We start from the raw sequence: 17,292 nt of genomic DNA on the forward strand, positions 1-17,292 counted from the left end.
CCTACGTGCAGGTCAGCCGGCGGGAACGGTCCACTGCTGGTTGGCGCCGCCGGCGCAGTCCCAGATCTGCAGCCGGGTCCCGTTCGCGGAGCTCATCCCGGTGGCGTCCAGGCATCGGCCGGACACCGGATTGACCAGTGTTCCGCCGCTGCCGGGCTGCCACTGCTGGGCGCCCGTTCCGTTGCAGTCGTACAGCTGGGCCTTGGTGCCGTTCGCGGTTCCCCCGGCGGCCAGGTCCAGGCACTTGCCGAGCGCCTTGTAGGTGCCGGCGGAGGCGGTCCACTGCTGGGCGGCGCTGCCGTTGCAGTCGTAGAGCTGGACGGCGGTGCCGTTGGCGCTGCTGCCCGCGGCCACGTCGGCGCACTTGCCGCCGAAGCCGGTGATCGCTCCGGTGGAACCGCCGCCGCCGTTGCCGGGGGTCCCGGTCCAGGTGAAGGTCGCCGAGGCGCCGGCGGGCAGGGTGTACGCGAAGGACTGGTTGCCCCAGTTGACGCGTACGGGCTGGGCGCTGCCGGTGTCGTTGTACGCGATGAGCGCCTTCGAGCCGTCCGGGTTGCGCCAGGCGACGTTGGGCACCGAGGTGTTGGCGGTCGAGGCGATCCGGTAGGCGCCGGGCTTCACGAACTTGGTGAGGTGGCCCATCGTGTAGTACTCGACGGTGTAGTCGACCTGTCCGCTGCGGCTGTCGCCGTTGTGCACGGTGACCAGGCCGGTGCAGGTGCCGCAGCCACCGTTGTGCGGTCCCATGTTCTGGTCGACGGCCAGGCTCCACTTGACCCAGCTCTGGCCCCAGTTGCGGGTGTAGTCGATCAGGTTGTGCATGTCCTCCTTCTGCTGGTTGGCGATCCAGGTGCCGCCGGAGTGTTCGGTGTCGAAGGCCTTCACGGTGGGGTACCTGTTGTGGACGGCGGTCTGCTGGGCGACGTCGCCGCCGTAGCCGTGCCAGGCCATGCCGCCGAAGTTCGGGTCGTTGCGGATCGCCGCGTCGTCGAGGGTCGGGGCGGCGAAGGCGTCGTACTGGTCCCAGTTCCAGTCCAGGGCCAGGACCTTGGTGGACAGCCCGGCGGTGTGCAGCGCGGGCAGCAGGTTGTTCTTGGTGAAGGACGCCAGACCGGAGCCGTTCCACTGCATGGACGGATAGCCCCCGCAGCAGGTGGGCTCGTTCTGCGCCGAGATGTAGTCGACCGGTACGCCGGCCGCCTGGTAGGCCTGCAGGTACTTCGCGAAGTACTGGGCGTAGGCGCCGTAGTACTGCGCCTGCAGCCAGCCCAGGCTCATGCTGCCGTTGTCCTTCATCCAGGCCGGCGCGCTCCAGGGCACGCCCATCACCTTGACGGCGGGGTTGAGCTGGCGGGCCTGCTTGGTCAGCGGCAGGACGTCGGCCAGGTCGTGGGCTATGGAGAAGTGCGCGAGGCCTGGGTCGGTCTGCCCGCTGGGCATGTCGTCGAAGGTGTAGTTGTCGCGCGCCAGGTCGGAGGCGCCCATGGGGTTGCGCAGGAAGTCGATGCCGATGCCGTTGACCGGGTCGAAGAGCTTCTTCATCACCGCGTCGCGGGTGGCGGCGCTGAGCGCTCCGCTGGAGTTCATCAGCCAGGCGGCGGTGTCGGTGAACGACGCGCCCGCGCCCTCGAACTGCTGGTAGCGGGTGTTCTCGTCGACGGTGACGGACTGGCCGGAACCGCTGCCCGCGGTAAAGGCGATCGGCGCCTGCTGTTCGAGCCCCTTGACGACGTTGCGGCCGCCCGAGTCAGACGTGGTGGTCAGCCACACCTGGACGCTCTCGCCCGCCGCGTGCGCGGTGAGCGGCGTGGCCAGCATCGGGGTGACGACGGCGACCGCCGCCGCCAGCAGCCCGGTGACGGCGCGGCGGAGGCCGGTGCGGTGAAGCCTGGTACTGCCCGTGTGGGGACGGGTGAGTGAGCGCATGGGTCCGGTTGCCTTTCTACGGCACTTGCCCTGGTGCGTGACTTAATTCAGACCTTGATTTACTGCTTAGTTCGAGGCGTGAGTTAACTCGTGCGCTTTGAGCGCGTCAAGACTTCGCGCAGGAACGGCCGCTTCCATGGCGCTTCCGTGGCGCGGTCGACGCGCTGACGCGACGAGGAGACGACGGTGATGGCTTTCGAACTGACGCACCGTCATGAGACGGTGCCCCATGACCACACCGACGACAACTCCCCCACTGCACGGCAGGACCGCCCTCGTCACCGGCGCCTCCCGGGGCATCGGCCTCGCCGTCGCGCACGCCCTGGCCGGGGCGGGCGCCGCGGTCCTGCTGACCGCCCGCGACCCGGATGGACTGCGGGCCGCCGTCATGGAGGTACGCGCGCTCGGCGGCCGGGCCACCGGCCTGGCCGGATCGGTGGGCGACCCCGCGCATCCGGAGGCGTGTGTCGCGCTCGCGGTCGAGGAGCTCGGCGGGGTGGACATCCTCGTCAACAACGCCGGTACCAACACCCCGTTCGGCCCGCTCGTCGACGTCGACCCGGACGCCTGGCGGGACGCCTTCACCGTCAATGTGGACGGACCCCTGCGGCTGGTCCAGTGCGCGTGGCGGGCCTGGATGCGCGAGCACGGCGGCACGGTGGTGAACATCTGCACCGAGGGCGCGCACGGCGTCGGCCCCAACATCGGCGCCTACGGCACCAGCAAGGCCGCCCTCCTCCACCTCACCCGCCAGCTCGCCGGCGAACTCGCCCCGACCGTCCGGGTCAACGCGGTCTCCCCCGGCCTGGTCCGCACGGAGATGGCCCGTTTCGTGTGGGAGGGCGCCGAGCCGCAGATCGCCGCCGGGCTGCCCATGGGCCGGATCGGAGAGCCGGAGGACGTCGCGCGCGCCGTCCTGTGGCTGGTCTCCGACGACGCCGGCTGGATCACCGGGACGGATCTGGTGGTCGACGGCGGCACCCGGGTGCGCGGCGCGCGCACCGGGACCGGCGCCGCGTACACCGTCCACGAGCGGCTGCGCGCGCACGGCGGCTGATCGAGGAGGACCGGTGGAGGCCGGCCCCGGTTCGGACTAGGGCGTGTTTCGAAAGGAGCGCCGTTCGCCCGGAGGGCGTGGCCCACGGCGTCCGGTGCGTGCGCTCGCAAGGCGGAGGGTCGTCCTCGTACCGGACGCACTCGGACGAGCCCGACAACGCGGCGAGGGCGCGTGCCAGACGCCGTGGGCCAGGCGGGACTTTCGCAACACGCCCTAGAAGACCGGCGGCACGACGCAGTCGATCAGATGTGGACCGGGCTCGGCCAGCGCCCGCTCGAACTGGGAGGTGAACTCCTCCGCGGTGGTGGCCCGGGTCGCCGGCACGCCCATTCCCGTGGCCAGGGCGACGAAGTCCAGGGCCGGCCCGGACAGGTCGAGCAGCCGCCGGGCGCGCTCACCCGCCGCGGCGGCACCCACCTGCCCGAGTTCCAGGTTGAGGATCGCGTAGGAGCCGTTGTTGAACACGACGGTGGTCACGTCGAGCTCTTCGCGCGCCTGCGTCCAGAGCGCCGAGAGGGTGTACATCGCGCTGCCGTCCGCCTCCAGGCACACCACGGGCCGGCCGGGGCAGGCCACCGCCGCGCCGGTCGCCAGCGGCAGGCCCTGGCCGATCGCGCCGCCGGTGAGGGTGAGCCAGTCGTGCCGCGGAGCGCCGGCCGTCGCGCCGGGCAGCCACAGCCCCGAGGTGTTCGCCTCGTCCACGACGACGGCGCCCGGCGGCAGCAGCGCCCCGATCGCCTGGGACGCGGACTCGGCGGTGAGCGGGCCGGTGGGACGCGCGGGCCGCGGACGGGCCGCCGGCGTCACGTCCGCCGCCTTCACATCCGCCGCCACGTCGTCGGCGAGCCGCTGGAGCGAGGCGGTGACGTCCTCGGCGGCGCCGGCCAGCTCCCGCGCCTCGCAGCCCTCCGGCACCAGGTCGCCCGGCTTGCCGGGATAGGCGAAGAACGAGACCGGCGAGCGGGCACCGGCCAGGATCACATGCTTCACGCCCTCGAGCTGGGCGGTGGCGAAGTCCGCGAGGTAGGCGAGCCGTTCGACCTCCGGCAGCCCCGCACCGCGCTCCAGCCGCGCGGGGAAGGTCTCGCAGAGCAGCTTCGCTCCGGTGGCGGCCGCGATCCGGGCCGCGGCCAGCAGCCCGGCCTCACGCGTCGCGCCGCCGCCGAGCAGGATCGCCGCGGGCTCACCGGACCGCAGCGCCTTGGCGGCGGCCGTCACGGCCTGCTCGGACACCGGACCGGGCTCATCGCTGCGCAGCCACGCGATGGCCGTGTGGGACGGTCCCGGCTCCGACCAGGACACGTCGGCGGGCAGGATGAGCGTGGCGACGGCGCCGTCGGACCCGCTCGACGCGGCGATGATCGCCTGGGTCGCGTCCAGATGCAGATCGGCGCCGTCCGTCGTCCGGCGCACCCAGCCCGAGACCGTGCCAGCGAGCGCGTCGATGTCGGACTCCAGCGGGGCGTCCAACGGCTTGTGGGGCAGGGCGTGGTCGCCGACGATGTTGACGACCGGGCTGTGCGCCCGGCGCGCGTTGTGCAGGTTCGCCAAACCGTTCGCGAGCCCGGGGCCCAGATGCAGCAGGGTGCAGGCCGGCAGGCCGGTCATCCGGCCGTAGCCGTCGGCCGCGCCGGTCGCCACCCCCTCGAACAGGCACAGCACGGCGCGCATCTCCGGCACGTCGTCCAGTGCGGCGACGAAGTGCATCTCGGACGTACCGGGGTTGGCGAAGCACACCTCGACCCCACCCTTGACGAGCGTACGGATCAGGGTCTGCGCGCCGTTCGGCATGGGTGTCCCACCTCTGCTCAGGGTCTCAGGGCCGCATCATCAGCACGCCCGGTTCCGTGCGTAATCCTCCCCCGCGCCAGGGCCTCGCGACAGACCGCCCATCGCACCGGAAGATGACGCGTAATCACCCCGCTTCTCCCGATCGTTGAATTTCCAGAGATTTCGTCATTACTTCGCAGGCCAGCGGAATTCCTATCGGCGCACCGCGCCCGCCACCAGCGGGCCTTCCGGCCGCCCGCGGGGTCGCCCGAATGTGGAATTACACATTCCTGGGCCAGCATGATCCATTCCGGTGCGGGCGCATGCCGGCGGGCTTATTCCTGGAAAACGTTGCGGCGATAGCCGACACCTGTCAGATTCCTTGGCAGGTTTCCACCAGGAGAGACGGGAAGACAGTATGCGCAGACATATCCGCTCGTCGATCATCGCCGGTCTTGGCATCGTCGTACTCGCCGTGGTCGTCCCCGGTGGCGTCGCCAGCGGCGCCATGGCCGATACAGAGGGCGCCGGGCATGGCCACGGCTCGTGCTACGCGGAAAAGGCCGCCCTCGCGGACGTACCGCAGCGAGTCAGCCGGGCGTGGGTCGCCCATGATTTAACAGCGTTCGGTGATGTGTTCACCGAGGACGCGAGCTTCATCGTGCCGGGTGAGGACACTTACCTGAAGAGCCGTGACGAGATCCGGGCGTACATGTCGGCCATCTTCACGGGCCCCTACAAGGACGTCCTTCCGGTCGCGAATGTCCTCAATGTCAAGTGCATCAGCAAGGATGTCGGAATCGTGGTCACCCAGGGCGGCCTGAAGCTTCCTGGCGAGATCGATGTCCCGCCGGAGCGGGTCGGCCGTCAGACATGGACGATCGTGAAGCAGGGCCACGAGTGGCGGGACAGCGCCTACCAGAACAGCCGCATCATGCACTGACATACCGACGAAAGGCCGCGGCCCGCTCCCGCGTTCGGAGCGGGCAACCGGCCGTGCGGCAGAGCGTCGTGACATGGATTCGGTCATCCGCCCGCGATTTACAGGCGATGGCCGAATCCCGTTTGCGAGGTGCGGCCAGTGGGTGAGCGGACACACGTAGTGGCACGTGGTCGCACGCGATCACCGCAGGACGCAGTCGCCGCACAGGCCGCCGCCCGGGACCCGGTAGTACAGACAGCAACTGCGCCGCACGAAGCTGACACCCCCTGCGTCCAGAGTCCCGGTGCCGCTCAGCAGCGGCTCCCGGAAGAGCCGCGCGGTGAGGTCCAGGGCGCTGCGCGCCTCCGCCGTCCGGCCCCGTGCGACGCACCAGGTGTGGAGCACCCGCAGGGAACCGGCCAGCGCGGAGCCGGCGTTCCCCCACAGCAGCCCGCCGGAGACCGGGCAGGCTTCGCGGGTCGCGCGGTGCAGCGGGACCAGATGCCCGGCCAGCACCGTCCCGGCCAGTTGGCCGGCGAGGTCGTCGGAGTCGGGAAGGGCCGACGGGTGCGGCAGCCAGAGGTCGTTCGGGGCGCTGAGAGCCGGGTTCCACCACACCCGGTCGGCGGCCATGTCGGGGACCCGGCCCGCCAGGACGGCAGCGCCCAGGGCCACCGACCACAGCCGGGCGGCCAGCCCCTGAAAGGCGAGGGAGGCGCCCACCCGGAGCTCCGGAGTGCCCAGCCGCCCGGCGACGTCCGCCGCCCGTTCCAGGACGGGGTGCGGCGCGGGAGCGGCGTCCGTAGCGTCCGTGGCGCCCGTTGCGTAGAGCTCGGCGAGCGGCCGGTAGCCGTGCGCGCGGGGGCCGTCGTCCGCGCTGCCCCCGCCGTCCGCACCGGTCTCGCCGGGCCCGGTCCTGACGGCGAAGAACGGCCCCACCTCCGCGACATCCCGCAGCGTCCTGTCCATGAACCGATCATGACGTACCGGCCGAGCCGCGAACGGACCGGACATGAGGCCCTATTGCCGGGGCACCAGCCAATCCCGACAATGCTCATGACAATGCCGAAAGAACTTCGGTCTGGAGAGGACCCCCCACATGAAAAGACCTCTCGTCGGTGTCCTGGCTGCCCTGCTGCTCGGCGGCGCGGCTCTCACAGGCACCGGTGCGGCGTCCGCATCGGCCACAAGCCGGGATGCGGCGCCCGCACACACCGCGAAGGCGGCCGTCACGGTCAACTTCGCGGGCACCGTGGCGCTCAGCAACTGTTCGGGTTCCGTTGTGAAGATGCCGACCTCGGTGCCGACCGACCCCGCGATCGTCATGTCGAACGGGCACTGCCTGTCGGGCGGCTTCCTGGACCCGGGCGAGTCCATCGTCAACGTGGCGTCCAGCCGTACGTTCAGCCTGCTCAACTCGGCCGGGACCAAGGTCGCCACACTGCGGGCCACCAAGGTCGCCTACGCGACCATGACCGACACCGACATCTCGCTCTACCAGCTGAACACCACGTACGCGCAGATCCAGTCGAGCTACGGCATCGCGGCGCTCGAGCTCTCCGCGACCCACCCCGTCGCCGGGACCGCCATCAAGGTGGTGTCCGGCTACTGGAAGCGGATCTACAGCTGCAACATCGACGCCTTCGTCTACCGGCTGCACGAGGACAGCTGGATCTGGAAGGACTCGGTCCGCTACACCTCGTCGTGCAACACCATCGGTGGCACCTCGGGTTCCCCGGTGGTCGACGCCGCGACGGGCAAGGTCGTCGCCATCAACAACACGGGCAACGAGGACGGCGGACGCTGCACCCTCGACAACCCGTGCGAGGTCGACCAGAACGGCAACATCACCGTGCACCAGGGCATCAACTACGCCGAGGAGACGTATCTGATCACCCAGTGCGTCGGCGCGGGCAACAAGATCAACCTCAGTCTGCCGGGATGCACCCTGCCCAAGCCGTGAGCTGAGGCAGCCCCGGAAAAGAACGCCGCTCCCCGGACCTGGGATCCGGGGAGCGGCCGCCGGCCGCTCGTGACCGGCGGCCCGACGCTCGTGACCGGCCGCTCGTGGCCGGACGGCCGGGCCCTACGCGTCGAACCAGCTCAGCAGTTCGGCCCGGTCCGCGTCCGTGAGCGGGTCGGGCGACCAGCGCGGGTTCCGGTCCTTGTCGACCAGCGCGGCCCGCACGCCCTCGATGAAGTCATGGGCGCGGGCGGTACGGCAGGCCAGCAGCAGCTCCCGGTCCAGACAGGCGCCGAGGTCGGAACCGGCGCCGCGCCGCAGCAGCTCGAAGGTGACGAACAGACTCGTCGGCGACATGCGCCGCAGTCCGGCCAGCGTGTCGGCCGCCCAGTCGCCGTCCTCCGCCGCCAGCCGTTCGAGGACCTCCGGCAGCTCGGGTGCGGAGAAGCAACGGTCGATGGCGTCGAGGTGCGCACCGATTTCGGAGGCCGGTGCCGCCACCGCGAAGCGGTCCAGTACCGCGGCCGGCTCACCGCCGCCGGTCAGCGCCTCCTCCAGCGCGGGCAGTTCACTGGAATGCACATAGTGCGTGGCGAGCGAGCAGCCGACCGCCGCCGCGCCCGCGATCCGGGCGCCCGTCAACCCCAGATACCGGCCGACGGAGCCGGGCAGCCGGGGCAGGAAGTGGCTCGCCCCGATGTCGGGGAAGAAGCCGATCGCGGTCTCGGGCATCGCCAGCGCCGCCCGCTCCGTCACCACCCGCGCCGTGCCGTGCACGGAGATCCCGAGGCCGCCGCCGAGCGCGAAACCGTCGATGAGCGCGGTGTACGGCTTGGGAAAGGCCGCGATCAGCGCGTTGAGCCCGTACTCCGCGGCGAAGTACTCCCGTACCGCCGCATGGTCGCCGCGCAGGCTCGCCGCCCGGATCGTGCGGATGTCGCCGCCCGCGCAGAACGCCTTCGGCGAGGTGCTGCGGACGACGACCGACCGGACGCCGTCGTCCTCCCGCCAGGTCTCGAGGGCCTCGGTCATCGCCCGGACCATGGTCAGATCGAGCGCGTTGAGCGCCTCGGGCCGGTCCAGGGCGATGACGCCGGTGCCGTGGGCGACGTGCGTCTGCACGGGGAGGTACATGGTGCCGGTGCTCCGTGGGTTCTCCGCGGCCGCGTCGCCGCGCCCGCTTCTGGCATTCGTCGGTGATCCTCAGTCCACCCCGACAATACGCAGCACCAGCGCACCGCCGAGCAGGGTCACCAGGGCGGTGGCCACGTACAGGCCCGGATAGCCGCCGAAGTGGGCGACGATCGGCGCGGCCACGGCGGGGGCCAGCACCTGCGGTCCGGAATTGGCGATGTTGATGACGCCGAGGTCCTTCGCCCGGTCGGCGGCGGACGGCAGCACCTGGGTGATCAGCGCCTGGTCGACGGCGAGGTAGATGCCGAACCCGGCGCCCAGGACCGCGGCGGCGATCATCACCGCCGTCCAGGTGTGGGCGACCGCCAGCAGCAGCGCGGCCACCGCCATGATCACGCTGCACACGACCACGAACATCTTGCGTCTGCCGATGCGGTCCGACGCAATACCCGCGGGGATCGCGGAGAGGGTCGCGGAGACGGTGTAGATGACGGTCAGCACCAGCACTCCGGTGTCCGGGTCCGGGTGGTGCACCTCGTCGGTGAGGTAGAAGAGCAGATAGAGGGTGCCCAGCGCGTTGCCGAGGTTGATCAGGAACCGGGTGAGCCAGGCCCAGCCGAAGTCCGGGTGGGCGCGCGGATCGACCCACAGGCCGCTCAGCAGCGCCCGCGGACGGAAGGCGGGGCGCAATGCGCGCGGCAGGACGGGGTCCCGGAAGCAGAGCACGTACGGCAGGGCCAGGGCGACGGCCAGCAGTGCCGTGAGCAGATAGCCGGGCCCGACGCCGGAGACGACCGTGGTCACCAGCAGCGCGCCCAGCACCAGGCCGAGTGACTGCATGATCCCCGTCCAGCCGGAGACCGCGGCGCGCTGCCCGACCGGCACCTGGTCGGCCACCGGCGCCGTGACCCCGGCGAGCATCGCGTTCAGACCGCTCTGCGCCAGGCACCAGCCGGCGACGATGCCGGGCAGGGTGTGCTGCGCCGAGGTGATCAGCAGCCCGGCGGCGCCCGCGAGGGCGCCGCCCACGATCCATGGCCGGCGGCGGCCCCAGCGCCCGGTCGTACGGTCCGACAGCGCGCCGGCCAGCGGATTGACGACGACGGCGACCAGCGCGCCGGCGCCGGTCACCCACGCGAGGTTCGCCGCCTTGTGCGCCTCGTCGAGATGCTCCAACTGCAGGGGCAGCAGGATCTGGATCGGGGTGAAGAACGCCATGAACACCGCGAGGCTGGCCAGGCTCAGCGCGGCGGTCCAGCCGGGCCGCACCCGGACGGTGGGTTCGTCGAGCGCGGCCGGCGGACGTGCGGTCACGGCGCGCATGAGCTCTCCTCAGTCCAGGGCAGAACATGAGTACTGCTCATGTTGGCGCGAGTGTAGCCACCCCACCCCGCGCCGCCAAGACTTCTCACCCGGCGCTGGATCCGGATCCGCTTCCAACGGCGGGTCCGGCGTCCCGGTGAGCCGCGATCAGGGAGCGGTACCAGGCGTAGGAGTCCTTGGGAGTGCGGACCTGGGTCTCGAAGTCGACGTGGACCAGCCCGAATCGTTGATGGAACCCTTCCGCCCATTCGAAGTTGTCGAGCAGGGACCAGGTGAAGTACCCGCGTACGTCCACCCCGAGGGCCACCGCGTCGGCCACCGCTCTGATGTGGCCGTCCAGATAGCCGATCCGCGCGGTGTCCGTGATCCGGCCGTCCACGAGTTCGTCGGTCTGGGAGCAGCCGTTCTCGGTGATGTACACCGGTGGCAGGGCGGCTCCGTAGCGCTCCTTCAGTCCGGTGAGGAGCTCGGTGAGGCCGTCGGGTACGACCGGCCAGTCGAAGGCGGTCCGCTCGTAGCCCTCGACCCGGGCCTCGGCGAAGGGCAGGGCGGGGTCGTCGGCCGGGGCCTGGATCCAGGTGGGGTTGTAGTAGTTGACGCCGAGGCCGTCGAGCGGTGCGGCGATGATCTCCAGGTCGCCGTCCAGGACCGCGCCGCCGAGGTCGGGGCCGACGCCGTAGGCCGACAGGTCGGGGTAGCGGCCCAGGAACAGCGGGTCGTTGAAGAGGCCGTTGTGCAGCGCGTCGTACGCGGCGGCCGCGGCCCGGTCGGCGGCGGAGTCCCCCACTACGCGCACCGGCGTGCAGTTGTTGGCGATGAGGACCTCGGCGGCGCCGCGCTCGCGCAGCGCCGCGACCGCCAGCCCGTGGCCGAGCAGCTGGTGGTGGGCGGCCGGCAGGGCGTCCAGCATCAGGGCGCGGCCGGGCGCGTGGACGCCCAAGGCGTAGCCGAACACCATGTGCACAAAGGGTTCGTTGAGGGTGATCCAGCGCCGGACGCGGTCACTGAGTCGGTCGGCCACCACTCCCGCATACTCGGCGAACCGTTCGGCGGTGGCGCGCTCCAGCCAGCCGCCCTCGTCCTCCAGGGCCTGCGGCAGGTCCCAGTGGAAGAGGGTGGGGGTGGGCGCGATGCCGGCGGCGAGCAGTTCGTCGACGAGCCGGTCGTAGAAGTCCAGCCCCGCCGCGTTCGCCGGACCCTTGCCCGACGGCTGGACGCGCGGCCAGGCGACGGAGAAGCGGTACGCGTCCAGCCCGAGGTCCTTCATCAGGGCGACGTCCTGCGGATAACGGTGGTAGTGGTCGCAGGCCACCGCTCCGGTGTGGCCGTCGCGGACCGTGCCGGGGCGCGCGGTGAACGTGTCCCAGACGGACGGCCTCCTGCCGCCCTCGGCGACGGCCCCCTCGACCTGGTAGGAGGCGGTGGAGACGCCCCAGACGAAGGATGCGGGAAGCTGCGGGCGCTGCGGTGTCGACGGGTCCGGCACTGGCTCACTCCTTGACGGGACGGGAACGGGCACGAGATGGCAGATGGCATGGCCTGGCGCATGGCGCATGGCGCAGGACGAACGCAGAACATGAGCAATGCTCACGATAGCGGGTCGCCGATCGCGGACGGGATCCGGCAGAGTGGCCCCATGCAGGAACAGACACAGGACGCCGCCCCCGTCGCCGAACCGGCCGCCGGACCGGCCGCGGGCCCCGCCACCGGACCCGCCTCCGCCGCCGTCCGCCGCAGTCCGGTGCAGCGGCGCAGCGCCGAGCGCGTCGAGCGCATCCTCAGCGCGTGCGCCGTCCTGCTGGACGAGGTCGGCTACACCGCGCTGACCACCAAGGAGGTGGCCCGCCGGGCGGAGGTGCCGATCGGCACCCTCTACCAGTTCTTCCCCGGCAAGGACGGGCTGCTCGGCGCGCTCGCCACCCGCAATCTGGAGCGCTACACCGACCGGCTGTCCCGGCGGATCGCGGCCGAGTCCCCCGGCGACATCGCCACCCTGGTGGATCTGGCCGTCGAGGAGTTCGTCGCGATGCGGCGCGCGGTGCCGGGATTCGGGGTCGTCGACTTCGGCGCCGTGGGCCGCGAGGAGCCCACCGCCCGGCATCTGCTCGACACCGAGATCGACAACAACACCGCGGTCGCCGACCGGCTGTGGGCCCTCACCGGCGGGCTGCTGGACCCCGCCGCCTCGCGGCTGGCCGGCCGCGTCGCCCTGGAGTGCGCCGACGCCGTCCTGCGGCTGGCCTTCCGTACCGACCCGGACGGCGACCCGGCGCTGATCGCCGAGTGCAAGCGGGTGCTGCGCCGCTATCTCGGCAGTCGGACGGATTGAGTCCGCACCGGGCACGTCGCAGGCCGCGCTGCTAGGGTCGGCGTGAGCCGTGACTGGCGCTTGGATGGGACCGACCATCGGGGAGCGGCTCCGTCTCCTGACGATGTGCTGCCGCGCGCCTGGGCTCTTCCCTTCTCGTTCCGGAGGCCCCGCATGGCCGCAGAACCGTCGTCCTTCAGCATCAAGCCCGGCGAATCGACCGAATCCATCGCCTTCCGCAGCGCGCTGGATGTCATCCGGGCCGTCGAGCCGCGCGTCGCGGACGCCATCGGCGCCGAGATCGAGGACCAGCGCGCCCAGCTCAAGCTCATCGCCAGCGAGAACTACGCCTCCCCCGCAGTCCTGCTGACCATGGGCAACTGGTTCAGCGACAAGTACGCCGAGGGCACGGTCGGCCGCCGCTTCTACGCCGGCTGCCGCAATGTCGACACCGTCGAGGCGCTCGCCGCCGAACACGCCCGCGAGTTGTTCGGCGCGACGCACGCCTACGTGCAGCCGCATTCCGGCATCGACGCCAACCTGGTCGCCTTCTGGTCCGTGCTCGCCCAGCGGGTGGAGAGCCCGGCACTGGAGCGGGCCCAGGTCAAGCACGTCAACGACCTGAGTGAGCAGGACTGGGCGGCGCTGCGCCGCGAGCTCGGGGACCAGCGGATGCTCGGCATGGCACTCGACGCGGGCGGCCACCTCACCCACGGCTTCCGCCCCAACATCTCGGGCAAGATGTTCGACCAGCGCAGCTACGGCACCGATCCGAAGACCGGCCTGCTGGACTACACCGCGCTGCGCGAGACCGCGCGCGAGTTCCGCCCGCTCATCCTGGTCGCCGGCTACTCCGCCTATCCGCGGCTGGTCAACTTCCGCATCATGCGGGAGATCGCCGAGGAGGTCGGCGCGACGCTGATGGTCGACATGGCGCACTTCGCCGGCCTGGTCGCGGGCAAGGTGCTCACCGGCGACTTCGACCCGGTGCCGCACGCCAACATCGTCACGACCACCACCCACAAGTCGCTGCGCGGGCCGCGCGGCGGCATGGTCCTGTGCGACGCCGAACTGGCCGAGCACGTCGACCGCGGCTGCCCCATGGTGCTCGGCGGTCCGCTGCCGCACGTGATGGCCGCCAAGGCGGTGGCGCTGGCCGAGGCGCGCAGGCCCGACTTCCGCGACTACGCCCGGCGCATCGTCGACAACGCGTCCGCGCTGGCCGAGGGGCTGCTGCGGCGCGGAGCCTCCCTCGTCACCGGCGGCACCGACAACCACCTGGTGCTCGCCGACGTCTCCGGCTACGGACTCACCGGCCGCCAGGCCGAGGCCGCGCTGCTGGACGCCGGCATCGTCACCAACCGCAACTCGGTCCCGCAGGACCGGAACGGCGCCTGGTACACGTCCGGGGTCCGCATCGGCACCCCGGCGCTCACCACCCGCGGGCTCGGCGTGCCGGAGATGGACGAGATCGCGGGCCTGATCGACACGGTGCTGGCCAACACCCGCCCCGGCACCACCGCGAGCGGCGCTCCGTCGAAGGCGAGTCATGTGCTCGACCCCTCCGTGGCGGACCAGGTCGCGGGGCGCTCCGCCGACCTGCTGGCCGGGTTCCCGCTCTACCCGGGCGTCGACCTGAGTCAGAGCTGAGTCAGAGCTGAACCCAGACCTGACGCACGGAGGCCCGCCCCCTGGAATCCGGGGGGCGGGCCTCCTCTTCAGCTCATTCACTTCACCGCGTTGCCGCCGTGATCACCGGAGCCGTCCCACCTGCCGTCGGGTTAGCGGAACTTCCGGCTGATCGCGTTGTAGACGCCCTGTGCCTCGGGTCCCAGATGCGGACCGGCCAGCCAGGTGTCGTTGGACGGGCCGATCGACGTGTTCGACACCAGGGCCGTCTTGCCGTTCGGCATGGTGGCGAACCAGCCGCCGCCCGAGGAACCACCGGTCATCGTGCAGCCGACCCGGTACTCGGTCGGCATGCTCGCGCCCATCGACAGCCGGCCGGGCTTGCCGATGCAGTCGAACATCCGCGCACCGTCGTACGGCGGCGCCTGCGGGTAGCCCCAGGCACCGATGCCGCTGAACAGCGTGGGCGACGGGGCGCCGAACCACACCGGCAGGGACGCGCCGACGGTCTCCTGCAGGGACTTGCCGCCGCCGTTCTCCGGCTTGACGTGCAGCACCGCGAAGTCGTACGGCGAACCGCCGCCGCCGGAGTGGGTGCCGGTGGCGATCCACTGCGAGGAGGTCTGCGCCCAGTCGGCCCACCATGCGCCGTACGGAGTGACGTTGCGCTGCGGGGAGCTGTCGACGCGGGAGGCGGACAGCCCGTTGTCGTTGTACGACGGGACGAAGATGAGGTTGCGGTACCAGCCGCCCCGGGAGCCGCTGTGAACGCAGTGGCCGGCGGTCCAGACGAGGTTCGACTTGCCCGGGTGCGCCGGGTCGTCGACGACGGTGCCGGAACAGACCTTGGGGCCGTCGGGGCTGTCGAAGAAGATCTTGCCGACCGGTGCCGCGTGCTGGTGGTACGGGCGGGCGACCTCCTTGGCCGCCACCGGGCGCGGAGCGGGGTCGGTGGTCCCCTGGTCCGAGCCGAAGTTCGACTGGACGGTGTTCTGGTTCTCCTTCGCCCCGGACATCCGGGCCGGCTTCCACAGGTCCTTGATGACCGGGTTGGCGAAGTCGGCCGCCTCACGCGCCCACTTGTCCCAGTTCTTCCAGTCGCCCTGCTTCCACTTCTCCAGGTCCTTGATGCTGGTGGGCAGACCGTTCGGAAGTTTGGCGTCGGAACCGGTGTCGGCCTTGGCCGAGGTACTGGCAGCCGCGGTCGGCTTCGCCGCCGCGTCGCTGTCGTCCGGGCCGCAGGCGGTGGCGGTGAGCGCGAGCAGCGCGGTCACCACCGCCGCGGCTCGGGCGGACCGTCGAATGAATGGCATTGAGTTGTTCCCCCATGTACGTGCAGGTACGTGCTTTTTGTACGTTTCTTGTCATGCCCCCATCCGGGGCGGCCTCCACTATGCCGTTTCCCCGGCGGAGTTGGATCACCGGCCCCTCGTTGTCGCAGAACCGTTTCATGGCACGGACGGGATCTTCACGCCCCATAGACCGGCTGCGGGGACTCGGCGTCGGCCAGCAGCTTCAGAGCGGTCTCGCCGGCCTCCGCCGGGGTCCACCGGGCGCCCTTGTCGGCCGTCGGTCCCGGCCGCCAGCCCTCCATGACGGTGATCCGGCCCGCTTCGGTCTCGAAGACCCGGCCGGTGACAGCGGCGGAGGCCGCGGAGCCGAGCCAGACCACCAGCGGGGAGACGTTCTCCGGCGCCATGGCGTCGAAGGCGTCACCTTCTGGCGCGGCCATCGTGTCGGCGAACGTCCGCTCGGTCATCCGGGTACGGGCGGCGGGCGCGATGGCGTTGACGCGGACGCCGTACCGGGCCATCTCGGCGGAGGCGACGAGCGTCAGACCGATGATCCCGGCCTTGGCCGCCGAGTAGTTGCCCTGCCCGACGCTGCCCAGCAACCCTGCCCCGGAGCTGGTGTTGATCACCCGTGCATCGGGGGTGCGGCCGGCCTTGGCCTCGGCACGCCAGTGCGCGGCGGCATGCTTCAGCGGCAGGAAATGACCCTTGAGATGGACGCGCATCACCGCGTCCCAGTCGTCCTCGTCGAGGTTGACGAGCATCCGGTCGCGCAGGAACCCCGCGTTGTTGACGAGGGTGTCGAGCCGGCCGAACGTGTCGAGCGCGGTGTCGACCAGGGCGGCGGCCCCGGCCGCGGTGGCGATGTCGTCGCCGTTGGCGACCGCCTCGCCGCCCAGCGCGCGGATCTCGTCGACGACCTGCTGGGCCGGACCCGCCGAGCCCCCGGCACCGTCCAGCCCGACCCCGAGGTCGTTGACGACGACTCGCGCGCCCTCGGCGGCGAAGGCGAGCGCATGCGCGCGGCCGAGACCGCGCCCCGCACCGGTGACGACGGCGACCCGGCCCTCGCAGATTCCGGCTTCGGTCATGTCAGCTCTCCTTGTTCGCGGTTGACGGGGATGGTGACGATGACGATGGCGGTGACGATGGCGCCATGTCCTGATCGCGGTTGACGGTGGCGGCGTCGAGGAAGGCCGGGCGCTCGCCGCCACCGTGCACGAGCAGGCTCGCCCCGGTGATGTACGCGGCGCGCTCCGAAGAGAGGAAGACACAGGCGTCGCCGACCTCACCGGGCTCGGCCAGCCGCCCGGCGGGAACGGTCCGGCCGACGGCCGCGATACCGGCGTCGTCCCCGTAGTGCAGATGGGACAACTCGGTGCGGACCATGCCGAGGACCAGGGTGTTGACGCGTACGGCCGGGGCCCATTCGACGGCCATGGAGCGCGCGAGGCTGTCCAGCCCCGCCTTGGCGGCGCCGTACGCGGCGGTCCCGGGTGACGGCCGGCCGCCGCTGACGCTGCCGATCATGAGGATCGAGCCGCCGGTCTCCTGACCGCGCATCACCTCGTAGGCGGCCAGTGACGCGGTCAGCGGGGTGGTGAGATTGAGTTCGAGGACCCGGGCGTGCCGGGCGGCGCCGCCGTCGGCGAGCAGCCGGAACGGCGTCCCGCCGGCGTTGTTGACCAGGGTGTCGAGCCGCCCGCAGTCGTCCTTCACCCGCGCGAAGAACGCGTCGACGGAGCCGGGGTCCCGCAGGTCGAGGGGGACGAAGCGGGCCGTGCGGCCGTCCGCCGTGACGGGTTCGTGAGGGGGGCGGCGCGCGCAGACCACCACCTCGGCGCCCGCCTCCAGGAAGGCGCGGGCGATCCCCGCGCCGACGCCTCTCGTGCCGCCGGTGACGACGACGACGCGTCCGGACAGATCGACGGTGACCGTCAACTGGCACCTCCCGCAGCGCTCGATCCG

Annotated in this window: 14 protein-coding genes and 1 riboswitch; of the genes, 5 read left to right on the forward strand and 9 right to left on the reverse strand. The window is 71.4% G+C overall.

Annotated features, from left to right (window positions below; translation table 11 throughout):
* Positions 1–12 precede the first annotated feature (12 nt).
* The gene (locus tag G3I60_RS26325) at positions 13–1,818 is read right to left on the reverse strand and encodes a ricin-type beta-trefoil lectin domain protein (RefSeq protein WP_164293554.1); all 1,806 of its coding nucleotides are present in this window, start codon (positions 1,816–1,818) and stop codon (positions 13–15) included.
* Between the two features lie 337 nt (positions 1,819–2,155).
* Here G3I60_RS26325 and G3I60_RS26330 point away from each other — a divergent pair, with 337 nt between their 5' ends.
* Positions 2,156–2,983, forward strand: a complete 828-nt coding sequence (locus G3I60_RS26330) for an SDR family oxidoreductase (protein ID WP_164293502.1) — start codon at positions 2,156–2,158, stop codon at positions 2,981–2,983.
* Between the two features lie 213 nt (positions 2,984–3,196).
* Here the strand turns inward: G3I60_RS26330 and G3I60_RS26335 are convergent, their stop codons facing one another.
* Entirely contained in the window at positions 3,197–4,774 is a 1,578-nt protein-coding gene (locus tag G3I60_RS26335; RefSeq protein WP_164293501.1) for an acetolactate synthase large subunit, read from the reverse strand.
* 397 nt (positions 4,775–5,171) lie between these two features.
* Between G3I60_RS26335 and G3I60_RS26340 the strand changes: the two genes are divergently transcribed.
* Positions 5,172–5,696, forward strand: coding sequence for an SgcJ/EcaC family oxidoreductase (locus tag G3I60_RS26340; RefSeq protein WP_164293500.1), 525 nt, complete (start codon positions 5,172–5,174; stop codon positions 5,694–5,696).
* 180 nt (positions 5,697–5,876) lie between these two features.
* Here the strand turns inward: G3I60_RS26340 and G3I60_RS26345 are convergent, their stop codons facing one another.
* On the reverse strand, positions 5,877–6,644 hold the full coding sequence (locus tag G3I60_RS26345) for a (2Fe-2S)-binding protein (RefSeq protein ID WP_164293499.1): 768 nt from the start codon (positions 6,642–6,644) through the stop codon (positions 5,877–5,879).
* Between the two features lie 130 nt (positions 6,645–6,774).
* Here G3I60_RS26345 and G3I60_RS26350 point away from each other — a divergent pair, with 130 nt between their 5' ends.
* Positions 6,775–7,638 (forward strand): serine protease, encoded by an 864-nt coding sequence (locus G3I60_RS26350; RefSeq protein ID WP_138354185.1) that lies wholly within the window; start codon positions 6,775–6,777, stop codon positions 7,636–7,638.
* Between the two features lie 123 nt (positions 7,639–7,761).
* Here G3I60_RS26350 and G3I60_RS26355 read toward each other — a convergent pair whose 3' ends face one another.
* From G3I60_RS26355 to G3I60_RS26365, 3 genes are all read right to left on the reverse strand, one after another.
* Complete coding sequence (locus G3I60_RS26355) at positions 7,762–8,772, reverse strand: enoyl-CoA hydratase/isomerase family protein (RefSeq protein WP_164293498.1); 1,011 nt, start codon at positions 8,770–8,772, stop codon at positions 7,762–7,764.
* Between the two features lie 69 nt (positions 8,773–8,841).
* A complete protein-coding gene (locus tag G3I60_RS26360; RefSeq protein WP_164293497.1) occupies positions 8,842–10,095 on the reverse strand; it encodes an MFS transporter in 1,254 nt (417 codons plus the stop codon).
* An 85-nt stretch (positions 10,096–10,180) separates the two neighbouring features.
* Positions 10,181–11,581 (reverse strand): GH1 family beta-glucosidase, encoded by a 1,401-nt coding sequence (locus tag G3I60_RS26365; protein ID WP_343240932.1) that lies wholly within the window; start codon positions 11,579–11,581, stop codon positions 10,181–10,183.
* A gap of 150 nt (positions 11,582–11,731) precedes the next feature.
* On the opposite strand from G3I60_RS26365, the gene G3I60_RS26370 reads away from it, so the two are divergent.
* Both G3I60_RS26370 and G3I60_RS26375 read left to right on the forward strand, forming a co-directional pair.
* Positions 11,732–12,424: a TetR/AcrR family transcriptional regulator gene (locus G3I60_RS26370; RefSeq protein ID WP_164293495.1), complete on the forward strand. Its 693-nt coding sequence runs from the start codon at positions 11,732–11,734 to the stop codon at positions 12,422–12,424.
* Between the two features lie 39 nt (positions 12,425–12,463).
* A riboswitch (ZMP/ZTP riboswitch) is annotated at positions 12,464–12,556 on the forward strand.
* A 21-nt stretch (positions 12,557–12,577) separates the two neighbouring features.
* Complete coding sequence (locus tag G3I60_RS26375) at positions 12,578–14,053, forward strand: glycine hydroxymethyltransferase (RefSeq protein ID WP_164293494.1); 1,476 nt, start codon at positions 12,578–12,580, stop codon at positions 14,051–14,053.
* A gap of 131 nt (positions 14,054–14,184) precedes the next feature.
* Here G3I60_RS26375 and G3I60_RS26380 read toward each other — a convergent pair whose 3' ends face one another.
* The 3 genes from G3I60_RS26380 to G3I60_RS26390 form a co-directional block, all read right to left on the reverse strand.
* A complete protein-coding gene (locus G3I60_RS26380) occupies positions 14,185–15,345 on the reverse strand; it encodes a serine protease (RefSeq protein WP_164293493.1) in 1,161 nt (386 codons plus the stop codon).
* 155 nt (positions 15,346–15,500) lie between these two features.
* Positions 15,501–16,415: an SDR family oxidoreductase gene (locus G3I60_RS26385; RefSeq protein WP_164293492.1), complete on the reverse strand. Its 915-nt coding sequence runs from the start codon at positions 16,413–16,415 to the stop codon at positions 15,501–15,503.
* Position 16,416: 1 nt separating this feature from the next.
* Entirely contained in the window at positions 16,417–17,265 is an 849-nt protein-coding gene (locus G3I60_RS26390) for an SDR family oxidoreductase (RefSeq protein ID WP_164293491.1), read from the reverse strand.
* Positions 17,266–17,292: the final 27 nt, after the last annotated feature.

Origin of the sequence: Streptomyces sp. SID13666 (assembly GCF_010548325.1) — a bacterium.
GTDB classification, from domain to species: Bacteria; Actinomycetota; Actinomycetes; order Streptomycetales; family Streptomycetaceae; genus Actinacidiphila; species Actinacidiphila fildesensis.